Here is a 13,139-nt window from a genome sequence, read left to right as displayed (position 1 = left end):
CGCGGGCCACACGATAGTGCAGTCCGCAGCCAAAAGGAGATACTGGTTATGAGCACCCCGCGCGTGACTGTCACACCCTCTGCGCTGGAGCTAATCGCTACACTGCGCAGCAAACATGGCCCACTAATTTTTCACCAATCCGGCGGCTGTTGCGACGGTAGTTCCCCGATGTGCTACGCGAAGGGCGAATTCATGGTTGGCGGATCAGACGTGCAACTTGGCGAAATTGATGGCTGCCCTTTCTACATGAGCGCTGCGCAGTTTGAATACTGGGAGCATACACAGCTGATAATTGATGCTATTCCAGGACGCGGAGGGGCGTTTTCGCTGGATGGAGCAGAAGGGATACGCTTTCTAACTCGTTCGCGCCTCTATTCCGACGAAGAGTGGGCAGATACTGAGCCAGTGCTCCGCGTACAGGAAGGAGTACCCACCCGGCCTTAGGATCCGTCCGTGCCGCACGATTGTGTTCGGCACCTTCGGATGTAACCGGACCATTTGCAGCTTGGATCACTTCGCTGATTATGCTGCCAGACGAAGAATACGGGCGAAAGTACTATTGTTGCTCCTGCGATCCGATCCTCAATATCGAGCGTATTCCCCGCTTCTGAGTAGGCTCTCTCGACGCTTCACAGGTAAATCTGGACGATTTATGATAGATTATTAACAACATCCACATGAAGTTGCAACACATTGTGGGCCAATGCTGTAGCGAGCGTGACGTACTGTGGATTTCGCGAGCAACGGCGATCGCAGTGTAGCGATTGGCGTGGGGGTTCTGGTGAATCGCTCCATCGCCACCAATCCCGGCCCCATACAGCCTCTCTTAAGCCAGAATCACAATGCCTGCCTGTACAGCCAACCGTGAACTGAACGAAAAAGTGCCACGGCATTTCTGATCCGAGTTGGGGTTTTCACTTCGGGCACCCCAAAGCGATGATATCCGTGGATCCGAGGGGTCTGAATCACTTGACATCGTTGCGTCACGCACGAGGGGGCTGCGGTCACGGTCGTCCTTGGCTCTCGACCTGTTCGCAGAGTTTCTCAGGCTGAGCACATCGAGATACAGGAGCAAGATATGGAGTATCTGTACAAAATCGTCGACTCGCCTGTAGGCAAACTGACGCTGGTCGCCAGAGGGTCAGAATTGGCAGCCATCCTTTGGGAGAACGAGCGGCCTGGTAGAGTTCGGCTCGGTTCAATGCGTGAGGCGGTTGAGGACACTACTCTTGACCAGGCAGAGCGTCAGTTAGGTGAGTATTTCGCCGGCAAACGCAACCGATTCGACATGCCTCTCTGTTTCATCGGGACGGATTTTCAAAAGAAGGTGTGGCGCGCTTTGCTCGACATCCCGTATGGAGAAACCCGAACATATGGTGAGATCGCGGCACAGATTGGTAACGCGAGGGCGGTCCGCGCGGTAGGCGCGGCAAACGGACGTAATCCGATCTCCATTATTGCCCCCTGCCATCGTGTCATAGGTGCTTCGGGTGCGTTGACTGGATTCGCTGGCGGCCTGCCAGCAAAGGAAACGCTCCTTTCCCTTGAAGGCATCCGATGAGGCGCTGGGCCGCGCGGAAAGCTTGCTGCCACTTCCGCCAGGTTGGACTATTTGCGCCTTAACACTATGGGCCGCTTCCTGGTGCTCGGCATTTCGGATGACTGCATCGTCAAGAGCGAGGCACGCCGCTACTACGTTCACGCAAGTTCGAGTAGTTATGCTCCACAAGAAGACTATTTTGGAAATCTCGCATGCCTGTATTGAACCCCGATACTGACGCCGGACAAATCGCCGAGCGCCTTGCCGTGCCAGGCACGCCGCTTGTCGCCTGCCTGTGCGCTGAGTGGTGCGGAACCTGTCGCGAGTATCGTGCAGACTTCGCCAAACTTGCAGTCGGACATCCGGATATGTGCTTCGTGTGGATCGACGTTGAAGATCACGCCGATCTCTTCGACGATCTGGACGTAGAAAATTTCCCGACCATCCTGATCCAGGATTCGATCGTGACCCGTTTTTTTGGCACAGTGCTTCCACAGGCGTCAATCATTGAACGCCTGCTTATCGACTTATCCTCGCTATCTCAGATGACGGGCGCGCCGAAACTGCGCCAGGCGCTTTGCATGACTCGGTCAATTGGAACGCGAGAATGAGCAAGTCGAAATTGATATGCTTACCATCCTCAGTTGCTGGTGGAGGCGCGCGGCACAGCAGGAATTAGGACACTTCCTGCAGGCTGATGGCGTCCCGCCATCAGCACGTTATATGCCAAGCTGACGTCGCGATAGCGACGTACATCGCATTGGCGATGGCCCTTCTATTGACTCCACCGTCAGTACGCTTTTCGCACCCAAATTCACTTCATCGATCGCACTCGCTCTCCTCAGTCCTGTCACTGCAATCAAACGCCGAAAAGAACGAGAACGCATCAATTCGCTGTCTACGCGTTTTGCGACCAGCAAGTGTATGCTATCGCAGAATCTAGGCCTGTGTCGTCGCCTCTTCTGAAGTATTATCTTTATAATCCTGATTTGACATTCCGTTTGGGTGTCTCTTCTGGTTTTTGCCTGTAGCACTAGATTCTGGCGTCTCAATGGCGCCCGTCTGTGGGGATGGCCGATGAAGACCTTGGGAGCGATCGCTGCCTTGCAGGCTCTTAAAGAGCAGCCACTTTGGAAGCTGTTGAGCGCCACGAAAGCGCCGGTCGTGATCGCATCGCTTCATTCGCTTTTTCTGGATGGAGAAACCACGCTCTCCGGCTCTGTTCAATCGGCCGTCATACCGATCGACTACGATTCGGAAACTCTACGTCTCAAGTTCACTCCCGACATGAAGAATGACGATGAAGCTGACGCTGCCTGACAGGCTCCTTGAGACTCTGGCCCGGCGATTCAGTAATCAATTTCAAAACTGGATCGCCGGAGACGGTATCTGGCCGCTCTCGCTCTCTTTGGGTGCCCCGAACCAACGGGACGTGTTCGATAATCCGGCTGGAGTACGAAACTGGGTAGAACAATGGCGTAAGTGGGCGCATCCCGGGGAGGTCAAATGGAAAATTCGAGACTGGTCCCGAATAGGAGCGCAGACTATTCCCGTTTCGTTGATATTTGCCTCCCCCTGCGATGTTGCCGCTGCCATCAGCGAGAGTCGGCGTTGGGTAACAGCCGTAAAGCGGTACGCGGAGCTGCTGCAGCGTTGGCCTCAGAGTCTTCCAGCAGTACGAAACCGACTAAATGTCATCGTTGATTACACCGAGGACGATTTTGACCGGCTGGTGAGATTGTTGGGGTGGTTCGAAGCAAACAGGTCATCGGGGATATATCTACGGCAAATTCCACTTGAGGGAATTGATACCAAATGGATCGAGCAACGCATCGGGGTGGTCTCCACGATTCTGAAGTCGATCGTCTCATGTGCCGAAGACGACTTTCATGATCTATGTGGATTGCGTAGACCGCCGATCAGACTCCGTCTGCTGGTCCTCTGCCCTCGCCTTCGCGCAAAGACCGGCGGATTGCGGGACATCGAAGCGCCGATCGAGGAGTTAGCCCAGCTTCAGCTTGAGCCTTCGACCGTGCTTCTGGTTGAAAATCGTGACTCTGGGCTCGCACTTCCAGATCGACCGGGAGCGATTGCCTTTATCAGATTGGGAAACGCAGTAAGTGTAATCAAACAGTTGACCTGGCTGCAGGCATGCAGGGTATGCATCTACTGGGGCGACATCGATACGCACGGCTTTTTCATCCTCAATCAGGCCAGACGTATTGTCCATGGCATTCGCTCGCTCATGATGGACGAGACTACTCTTTTGAATCACCACCATTTATGGGCAAGAGAAACTGAGCAGTCTTCCGACGTCGTGATGGAACACCTAACCGCGAGCGAAGCGGACGTCTATCGAGGTCTTCGCGAACATCGATGGAGCTACATGGTGCGACTCGAACAGGAGCGCATCCCTTGGCCTTATGTGCTGGCAGCGTTAGATGATCTCTTGCAGCAGACCTTCGTGGGCGCGTCGACAAACGTCGTTGCCAGTTGACGGCATGCGTAAATGAACGCCTCGTTTGCACGGGGTGCTGAACATTGATACTTCAACCAGAGGAGTTGCTATGAATGCACGCGATGTAGTGATTGCTTACCCCGTCAGAACGCCGATTGGCGCATTTGGTGGTTCGTTGAAAGACATTTCGGCCACGCAGCTCGGCGCGATCGTCGTGCGCGAAACGCTGCGCCGCAGCGGGCTAGATGCGAACACGTTGTCGTCGGTGGTAATGGGCAACGTGATCCAGGCAGGCAACAAGATGAATCCCGCGCGGCAGGCGTCGATCGATGGCGGTGTCCCGATCCCGGTCCCGGCCCTGACGGTGAACCGTGTATGTGGATCGGGTGCACAGGCGATCGTTTCGGCGGCGCAGGAAATTGCACTCGGACTCGGCAACGTGGCTATTGCAGGCGGTATGGAGAACATGGACCGTGCGCCTTACCTGCTTGAAAGCGGGCGTTGGGGTAACCGCATGGGAAACGCACAGATGCACGATAGTATGTTGCGAGACGGTCTCGTGGATGCGTTCTCGAATGAGCATTCCGGTTGGCACACAGAGGATCTCGTAACGAAAGCCGAACTGACGCGCGTCGCGCAGGACGAATGGGCGGCGCGTTCGCAGCAACGGTTCGTGGCTGCGCAGGAGCGCGGTGCGTTCGACGCAGAGCTGGTCGCCGTCGAGGTTAAGGGGCGCAAAGGTACGGTCAACTTTGCGCGCGACGAGCAGCCGCGTCCGGACACCACTGTCGAAACGCTCGCAAAGCTGCGCCCCGCTTTTCGTCCCGAAGGCACGATCACGGCCGGTAATGCGCCGGGCCTTAACAGCGGCGCGGCCGCGATGATCGTTGCAGGACGCGACTATGCGGACGCACATGGCATCGAAGCGTCTGCGCGCCTCGTTGCCTTCGGTATCGCGGCGGTCGAGCCGGGCATGTTCGGCCTCGGGCCAGTGCCCGCTGTACCGATCGCGCTGGAACGGGCCGGCTGGAAGTTGAGTGATATCGAACGCATTGAGATCAACGAGGCGTTCGCCGCAGTGCCACTTGCCGTTTCACAAAAGCTGGGGCTCGCGCACGACATCATCAATGTTGAAGGCGGCGCGATTGCACACGGTCATCCCATCGGTGCGACGGGCGCGATACTCACTACTCGCCTTATCCATTCGATGCGCCGCGATGGCCTGAAGCGCGGCATCGTGACTCTATGTATTGGCGGCGGCCAGGGAATTGCGCTGGCGCTTGAAATCATCTGACGATAAGCAACAGGTTGTCTGGCAGACCGCGCGCGGCGATTCGTATGATCCGTCTGCGTGCGGTTTTGCTTACGAAATGCCGCATCATTGGAAGAAGGCTGGCCACGTTCAACGCAAACCAGGGAGTCGTTGGTGTCGAGTGCAAGTCAACCACTTTGTTATGACTGAAGTCGACACATTCAAAGATGTGCGGCGAACAAATCGGTTGCTGGCGTTGTAGGCGGCAGCACCACCAAGGCAGCGCAATTCGCAGAGCCGCCAGGTTGTCGGCCAGGTTGTCGCAGTGATCTACTGTACCGTCCGCTTTCGCATGGACGACCATCCCGCCGCAGCTCTCCTCGCAGCAGGCTTCTGCGCTTCCTGCTATTACACGTTCCGTATATACGTTACGCTTATTTGGGGCCACATAGGAATCATCAAGATCTCGGAACAAATGCACGCTAACCTCCGTTCCACCAGCGGAGCACTTTGTCGTTCGATCAACTCACAGGCCGAACACTGGTTGCGCGTTGGCATGTTGGCCGAATTAAATCCCGCGAAGTCCTATGGTGAGCTGTGCGCAATGCTCATCGAGGCCGCGAAAGAATCGGGCGGACAAGCGCTCCCACTTCCCGATCAATCGGTCAGCGAGGCCGCATGATGATTGGGACAGAAGTCTCGATTCGCCTACCCGAAGAAATTGGAATGGCGCGTACCTCGGGGCGGCTCGCAGCACAAGTTCTCCAGATGATCTCGGCATACGTAAAACCGGGGATCTCGACTGATGAATTGGACAGGCGTTGCCACGACTACATAGTGGATGTCCTGCTGGCTGTTCCTGCCAATATCGGCTATCACGGCTACACGAAAACGATATGCGCGTCGGTCAACGATGTTGTCTGCCATGGCGTCCCGTCTTCCAAGTTGCTTAAGGCTGGAGACATCATCAATGTAGACGTAGCACTTATCAAGGATGGATGGTTCGGCGACACGAGCCGCATGTACTTCGTCGGGCAGCCGGGCGTGCTCGCCCGCCGTCTCGTCACGACTACCTACGAAGCGACGCGCGCCGGTATCCGGGCCGTGAAGCCAGGAGCAACTCTTGGGGACGTCGGTTATGCCATTCAGCAGGTCGCGCATCGTGAAGGATTTAGCATCGTGCGCGATTACTGTGGCCATGGCATCGGAGATGTTTACCACGACGAGCCACAGGTGCTTCACTACGGTCGCGCAGGGACAGGACTAACGCTCGAACCGGGTATGATTTTCACAATTGAACCGATGTTGAACGCTGGTAAATCAGACACTCGAGTGTTACCAGATGGCTGGACGGTTGTCACAAAAGATCACTCCCTTTCTGCGCAATGGGAACATATGGTCTGCGTCACCGAAAACGGATTTGAGGTGCTGACTGAATGGCCCGACGGATATGGCGAGTACAGCCCGATATAGTATGTACCTTCCCAGCTATTGATCCAGTTTGTCGGTGGCACACCTCGTATAAACGTTTTAATCAGCGAATGTTGGGCGACTCACTGGATTCATCGTGGACATGGCTGCAGATGCATGAAACCTTCGCTTCTGCTCCTGCTTCTGCCTCAGCGTAAATACGTGGAGACTGGAACAAGTTCATGCCATCTATGTCGTCCCTACGGCATTGCAGGCAGAATCACTAACAGCCGGCATCCGACAATATCGAACCAAGCCTGATCGAGATAGAGCCACGCTATCGCTATCGGACGTACGCCACTCGGATTCGCACGAATGACAATTTGCGAGTCAGCAAAGCAAGGAAAACAGTAAGCGCTCATTCATGGGCATCCTTGCTCTGGGCAAGTGGCGTCGCCGCGATGGTGCCCGCCAATTTTTGTTGGACACGACGTGCCAAGACATTCATCGCAACTCAAAACGGTTCTTCCGGGCAGTTACGAGTGGCCATACGCCATCCTTCATCACGCAGGCGACTGATCACGGTAATCGCAGCACTTCCGGCTTCTTCTTCATGCCTGCGAGTCGTACATAAGCCGACAACAATGAATTGCGCTGATTGTGCTCAGTTTTGAGCAGTTACCGGTCTACACTTCATTCATCAAATCTGTAACCGAGTGTTCGTGGAACAAACATTGAAGGAAGCGTTATGAAACTTGCTCAACTGATCGTCGCCACAGCTATCCTTATTCCGGCTGTGTCATCTTTCGCTCAATCAACTCCACCGGCTTTGAACGAAGATGTAAGGGCGCAATTAGTTCAGGAAAAGGTGACCTACCGATCTGCGGATCCCAATGATCAGAAGCTGGTCTCGATGAATGAAGCCAGGCGAAATGGAAGCCCGACTCGCCAGATAGCCGAGATGAGTTTGGGTCGTTACTCGATGACGGTCGGAGCTCCTTCTCATTGATATTGCCCACGATTGCCACGCTGTCGTTGCCTTTGACGAATTCGGCATTTTCCTAAACTCATTCTGGTACATGAGTCGATTATTGAATAAACATTCAGATTGAGATCAAATAAAACGCCGTTTATGCCCCGCGAACGGCTACTGGATTATCATGCGCTTAGTTTGAAGACCTCGGTCTTCAGGCCGGGGATGAAAATCCCTTTGCAAACGACGAAGGGGGATTCTGCTGATTTTCCAAAGAGAATTGAGGATGTGCATATACAGAGAAGCAACCGCATCCAACACATGTAGCACACCGCTCACGTTCTCCATCTTCGCCTCAAAGACAAACACGCATCACAATTGTGGGAAAAAGCATGCGCCGTAAATTTCCTGCGAAACTATTGCAACGAGCTCTTGTTAAAGATATGGGAGCGTGAGCGACGGTTCCGCTCGGCTTCCGACTCCCATCCGTTCACCAAAAGCGGTGGCAAGGCGAGACCGGACATTCCCCCTGTCCAGGCGGTCTGCAAAGAGTACGCCGACCGCCGGAAGCAGGCCAGGATGGCAGGCTGCGCTGGCAGAAGTCCTTCCGGCGCTCGCCGCTCGCTTTCAGTACAGGGGCGATCACGCCGGCGCGAGGTTTGACGAGGTCGATGAAGCGTGTTCAACCCGGGCCTATAGTTGCAGCAAAAGGCGCATAGGCTCGAAGGGTCTGGAAGAAGTGGGCCTGCATCGAGTGCGGCGCACAACACCATCGCGACATCAACGCGGCGGAAAATATTCTTGCGGCAGGAACTCATCCTCTCCGTGCCCATCGCGGCAGCCGCAAGCTGCTGAGAGCGGGGAGGAAGACTAATGCCAGTCAACGCTAGCGGATCGCCGTAAGACAAGCAGGCAATCCATACTGCATCCGATGAACACCATGCTACGCTCGCCCGGTCTGAGGTATATGCGTCACGGCAGCCGTGCATTTCGCTCGCCGACTGCACTGACGCCGCCCGTTCGGTTCTAGGCACTGCGGCACCTTAACCGTCTGAACGACGTCGTGGCATCTGACGAGATCCTTGCGAATTGAACAAAAGCGCACTAGACATTCGCCTCGCGCATTGACGACTGCCCTTTCTCCCTCTATGCCGCACCGCGCGATTGCAAAGAGCGCTGATAGCAGCAGCGCCTGCAGACAATACTGTTACAGATTCGCGTCAAGGAATGCAGCAAGCTGCGACTTGGAGAGTGCGCCGACCTTTTGTGCAACAGCCGCACCGTTCTTGAAGAGAATCAGCGTGGGTATTCCGCGTACGCCAAACTTGACTGGCGTCATCTGATGTTCGTCCACGTCGATCTTGGCGACCTGCAAGCGATCACCGTAATCCTTCGCGACCTCATCGAGGACGGGCGCAGTCATCTTGCACGGACCGCACCACTCTGCCCAAAAATCTAGCAGGACGGGTTTATCCGATTTGACGACATCCTGTTCGAAAGATGCGTCGCTGATGTGCTTGATTGATTCATTCATTGTCTAATCCCTCTATAGGTTTGAGACTCGCGTCTGAATGCTCTTCCCCCGAAAGAAATGGAGAAGCTTTAAACATCCTGACTTCTTTCTCGCTGCGATGATGGCAGTCTGATCTTCGTTCGACTGTTGAATTTCATCGGTCGCTTGCTGAAACCCGGCTCACTTGACGATTGCCTCTCTGGCGCCAAGGCAGTCAGGCATCAATAAAATCGATTGCCCCTAAAAAATCCATCTTGCCAACGTCAACGCCGTTCTGACGTAGTATGGCGTAAGCCATCGCGACGTGAAAGTAGACGTTTGGAATTGTCATTTGCAAAAGATAAACCTGCCCCTCCAAAACTTTACCGGGAGCCCAAGACATTTTCACTTTCTGCTCATTTGCGTTCGCATACTGTTCTGCTGTCACGCTCTGCGCAAACTCCACCGTTTTCCTGATGCGCGCGCGCACCTCATCGATTGTTCGCTCGGTGTCCTCATGCATTGGCGGCTTCTGCTCCGACAGCCAAGCGGCTCCCGCTTTCACATAATCGCAAGCACTCTGAACCTGATAGGTGAAGGGCATCATGTCAGGAGCCAAACGGCCTGACATAAGGACGTTGACGTCATAATTCTTCTCCTGCGCATGGCGCTCCGCTTTGTCGAGAAAAATCTCAACAGCCTTCAAAGCGTGTACGCACTGCGAAATAGCCTGGTGATACATGGGATTTCCTCATCTGGTTTACTTCACGCGTGGCAATACTTCTGCGCGTCTCGACCCGCCGATGCGCCGCGTTAGAGAATTAAGCCACGTTGCCGAGAAGCGGCGACAACCCACCGTCGCGATCGAGTGCAACAAGATCATCGAAACCCCCTACATGCGTTTCTCCGATATAGATCTGCGGAACTGTCCGACGGCCTGTGCGGGTCATCATCTGTTCCCGTGTTCCAGCGTTCGTATCGATCATGATTTTTTCAATCTGGTCGACACCGCGCGACCGCAAAAGACGTTCAGCCATATCGCAGTAAGGGCAAATTTGCCGGCTGTACATCATCACCTTGTTCATGTTTCCGCTCCTTCATTATCCGTGTATCGGTTCAGCATGCATATCCCCCGCTTGCTCTAATTGTGGCGGAATATGTTAGCCGCCGGTGGCGAGCCCCGTCGTGTTCCCGCTTTCTGGGTGCACTCACAATCTGTACCCCGTCGGGGCGTGGCCAATCAGCGCCGAATTACCACAATTGGCGGAGAATACGTGCTCACAGTCATCTCGCGGGCTTCGCGAGCCTGTGTCGATCCCGATGCATTTGCGCTATACGCCGCATTCGGCTTTGATGAGGCGTATCGCACATCAGTCATGCCCTGATTCTCCGGAGCACGCATTTCGTCATTCTGATTGTAGCCTTGCTGGCCGACGCGAGCCGAACCTGCACCGTCCTCCGTTTGGGTGGTCGCGTGAACAGCCGGCGCTACTGCCGCGAACGACGCAGCTATTACAATGGCAAGCTTGCGAATTTCTGACAACGTCTTCATGGTATTCACCTTCGGGAAGTACTTCCGAGATCGATTCAGATGGCATGAGGAGCGTTCGATCTCGAATTCGCCCCGCATCCTTAGCGATATTGAAAATCGCAAAAATGATGCATTTCGGCCTCATGGTCAGGGAACTACAGCATTTATTGCCCAGAGCTGCGCGATTCCAACCGTTGAAAAATCACCCTTAAATGGCGCGACGCAATCGGCTAACGCTTACACGTCGAGCGTCAGCTACCTTTCGACGCCACGCGAAGCGAGTCTGTCCAAAGCTTCGTCCATGCCGCGTACAACTACGCTGCCAGGAGTATCCGCACATCATGTCGGCACCTTGTCCCGTGTCTTCGTCTGAAAATCGGTTGCATCGTGGCGCTCCGGAAGCTGTTTGGATAGATCGTCTCCCCATGTCCGATTCACCATACGACCACGCTGCACGGCTGGCCGCGCTGCAATCATTTCAGCCCAACGGATAACATTCGGGTACTCGTGCGCAGAAAGGAACTCCGCTGCCGTGTCATACCAGCCCATTACAAGGCCTCCGTACCACGGAAAAATTGCCATGTCCGCAATGCTATATTCGCGGCCTGCTATGTACTCATGCGGAGCAAGCTGACGGTTGAGCACGTCGAGCTGGCGCTTTAACTCCATTGCATATCTATTAATCGCATATTCAATCTTGACAGGCGCGTACGAGTAGAAGTGCGTAAAACCACCTCCGAAAAATGGCGTGCTACCGACTTGCCAGAACAGCCAGTTAAGCACGGCAGTGCGACCCGCAATGTCCCTTGGGAGGAACTCGCCAAATTCCTCCGCTAGATAGAGCAGAATAGAGCCGGTCTCAAAAACCGAAATTGGCTCAGACGAGTTGCGATCGATGAGAGCCGGTATCTTCGAATTCGGATTGATCGCTACAAAACCGCTGCCAAACTGATCGCCCTTCTTGATTTCGATTAGCCAGGCATCGTATTCCGCGCCGGAATGCCCGAGCTCAAGGAGTTCTTCCAGCATGATCGTGACCTTGACACCGTTTGGCGTACCCAGCGAATAAAGCTGCAATGGATGGCGACCGACTGGCAGTTCCTTGTCATGCGTGGGCCCAGCGACAGGCCGGTTAGTGTCTGCAAACGTGCCACCATTCGGCTTCGTCCAGGTCCAGACCTTTGGAGGCACGTAGTCTAGTTCTTCACTCATCGATAGCTCCATTTACGGAATAACTTTTTCCTATGCCGTCAACTCTGGTCTGAGGTACCTGGCTTGAGGTCTTACGAGAAAACAGCCGCTGCATGACTCTCGTAACCGAGATCAGACGGTAGCCAGCCGTCTGAATCCCTCATTTACTGGCGTGTACAGACGTTCATGCCATCGCGAATTCGCTGGCTGTATAACCAAGCCCAAGCGCAACCAGGAGGTCCCGGGCATCGAAGACCTCGCCAGGTGCGTGTGCGCCGACAGACGTGAACTTTCCTCGAAGCAGACGCTCTACCGCCTCACAAATCAGCGGGGCGGAGACGGCATAGATGTCTTGCCCGTGCACGCTCGCGCCACGTTGTTTGTCGTCTCGCGTGACCAGCACCTCGACCACGAAACGTTGCGCTGAACGTCCCGTCTCATCGACGGCCTCTGGAGCAGGTGTGGTTGAATCGAGAACATCGCGAACTGCAATCTGACTGAGATAGTTGTGAACTTCGTTCGCCTTGATGTGCCGCGAAATCAGGATGGGCTCACTGAATGGCACTTCCACAAGGGTCTGGTTGCCCAGGGGCTCACCAAATTCCCATTGCTTCTGCTGCGGCTGCAATGCAGCCACGAGCTTCCCGCCGGAGACCACCAGGTTCCCTACAGCCTTGCGGTCAACCGTAATTCGCGTGCCCCGAGTTGGATGCCAGCTGTCAAGGCCGATCATGATCTCGATGGAATCGACTGCATCCCAGTCGCCGAGCGCGGCCGTAGCGAGCAGGTCTGCGAATCCACCATAGAACGCCACTGACGGGACGACGACAACGCCGGCCTCACGGGCAGGGGCATCAAAAATATCAAGGGTCTTTTGAGCCGCTCCCTGCTCGGCGCAGACATCAATATAGTGAGCCTTCGCCCGTATTGCTGCGCCCGCTACGGCTTCTGCCGTATCCGCAAAAGGACCCGCGCAGTTGATGACCACCTGAGCGCCTTCGAACGCCTTGTCGAGTGAGACCGCATCATCAACAGTCGCCTGGCGAGTAACGAGGTCAGGAAACGCCGCTTTCGCAGCTTCCAGCGCCTTGGCGTTACGCGCAATTGCAATAGGCATCATGTTGCGACGCAGCAATTCTTTCACCACAAATTGACCTGTGTGCCCGGTAGCCCCGAACACAGCGACGACTGACTTATTTCCCAACCGATCCATCCATCTTCTCCAAAAAACCGCTACTAACCTGTCTGTTTTAATGCTACATACAGGTCTGTAGCACGTCAAGCCCATTTGT

Annotated in this window: 14 protein-coding genes and 2 pseudogenes; 10 read left to right on the top strand and 6 right to left on the bottom strand. The window is 54.9% G+C overall.

The window, feature by feature from the left end; translation table 11 throughout:
• The first annotated feature begins 48 nt into the window (after nt 1-48).
• From P3T16_RS23830 to P3T16_RS23785, 10 genes and pseudogenes are all read left to right on the top strand, one after another.
• Nucleotides 49-444, top strand: coding sequence for a DUF779 domain-containing protein (locus P3T16_RS23830; RefSeq protein ID WP_429344130.1), 396 nt, complete (start codon nt 49-51; stop codon nt 442-444).
• 634 nt (nt 445-1,078) lie between these two features.
• Nucleotides 1,079-1,549 (top strand): annotated as a pseudogene (locus P3T16_RS23825) (methylated-DNA--[protein]-cysteine S-methyltransferase); the annotation flags it as partial.
• Between the two features lie 203 nt (nt 1,550-1,752).
• Nucleotides 1,753-2,151, top strand: coding sequence for a thioredoxin family protein (locus P3T16_RS23820; protein WP_429344129.1), 399 nt, complete (start codon nt 1,753-1,755; stop codon nt 2,149-2,151).
• 466 nt (nt 2,152-2,617) lie between these two features.
• A complete protein-coding gene (locus P3T16_RS23815; RefSeq protein ID WP_429344128.1) occupies nt 2,618-2,860 on the top strand; it encodes a hypothetical protein in 243 nt (80 codons plus the stop codon).
• Entirely contained in the window at nt 2,841-4,037 is a 1,197-nt protein-coding gene (locus tag P3T16_RS23810; protein WP_429344127.1) for a DUF3322 domain-containing protein, read from the top strand. Before P3T16_RS23815 ends, P3T16_RS23810 begins: the two co-directional genes overlap by 20 nt.
• A gap of 70 nt (nt 4,038-4,107) precedes the next feature.
• Nucleotides 4,108-5,292, top strand: a complete 1,185-nt coding sequence (locus P3T16_RS23805; RefSeq protein ID WP_429344126.1) for a thiolase family protein — start codon at nt 4,108-4,110, stop codon at nt 5,290-5,292.
• 406 nt (nt 5,293-5,698) lie between these two features.
• Nucleotides 5,699-5,932, top strand: a complete 234-nt coding sequence (locus P3T16_RS23800) for a ParD-like family protein (RefSeq protein WP_429344212.1) — start codon at nt 5,699-5,701, stop codon at nt 5,930-5,932.
• A complete protein-coding gene (gene map, locus P3T16_RS23795) occupies nt 5,932-6,723 on the top strand; it encodes a type I methionyl aminopeptidase (protein WP_429344211.1) in 792 nt (263 codons plus the stop codon). Before P3T16_RS23800 ends, map begins: the two co-directional genes overlap by 1 nt.
• A 685-nt stretch (nt 6,724-7,408) precedes the next feature.
• A complete protein-coding gene (locus P3T16_RS23790; protein ID WP_429344125.1) occupies nt 7,409-7,669 on the top strand; it encodes a hypothetical protein in 261 nt (86 codons plus the stop codon).
• A 704-nt stretch (nt 7,670-8,373) separates the two neighbouring features.
• Nucleotides 8,374-8,523: pseudogene (locus P3T16_RS23785) on the top strand (RNA-guided endonuclease InsQ/TnpB family protein); the annotation flags it as partial.
• Nucleotides 8,524-8,840: 317 nt separating this feature from the next.
• Here the strand turns inward: P3T16_RS23785 and trxA are convergent.
• From trxA to P3T16_RS23755, 6 genes are all read right to left on the bottom strand, one after another.
• Nucleotides 8,841-9,167, bottom strand: coding sequence for a thioredoxin TrxA (gene trxA / locus P3T16_RS23780; RefSeq protein WP_429344124.1), 327 nt, complete (start codon nt 9,165-9,167; stop codon nt 8,841-8,843).
• A gap of 193 nt (nt 9,168-9,360) precedes the next feature.
• Nucleotides 9,361-9,867, bottom strand: coding sequence for a DUF1993 domain-containing protein (locus P3T16_RS23775; RefSeq protein WP_429344123.1), 507 nt, complete (start codon nt 9,865-9,867; stop codon nt 9,361-9,363).
• 79 nt (nt 9,868-9,946) lie between these two features.
• Entirely contained in the window at nt 9,947-10,210 is a 264-nt protein-coding gene (gene grxC, locus P3T16_RS23770; RefSeq protein ID WP_429344122.1) for a glutaredoxin 3, read from the bottom strand.
• 155 nt (nt 10,211-10,365) lie between these two features.
• Nucleotides 10,366-10,677, bottom strand: a complete 312-nt coding sequence (locus tag P3T16_RS23765; protein WP_429344121.1) for a hypothetical protein — start codon at nt 10,675-10,677, stop codon at nt 10,366-10,368.
• Nucleotides 10,678-10,995: 318 nt separating this feature from the next.
• Nucleotides 10,996-11,868: a glutathione-dependent disulfide-bond oxidoreductase gene (gene yghU / locus P3T16_RS23760; RefSeq protein WP_429344120.1), complete on the bottom strand. Its 873-nt coding sequence runs from the start codon at nt 11,866-11,868 to the stop codon at nt 10,996-10,998.
• A gap of 163 nt (nt 11,869-12,031) precedes the next feature.
• Nucleotides 12,032-13,060: a saccharopine dehydrogenase family protein gene (locus P3T16_RS23755; RefSeq protein ID WP_429344119.1), complete on the bottom strand. Its 1,029-nt coding sequence runs from the start codon at nt 13,058-13,060 to the stop codon at nt 12,032-12,034.
• Nucleotides 13,061-13,139: the final 79 nt, after the last annotated feature.

The organism is Paraburkholderia sp. GAS42 (assembly GCF_050436565.1).
Lineage (GTDB): Bacteria > Pseudomonadota > Gammaproteobacteria > Burkholderiales > Burkholderiaceae > Paraburkholderia.
The sequence above is the reverse complement of the archived record's forward strand: the minus strand, read 5'-3'. Positions and strand labels throughout refer to the sequence as shown.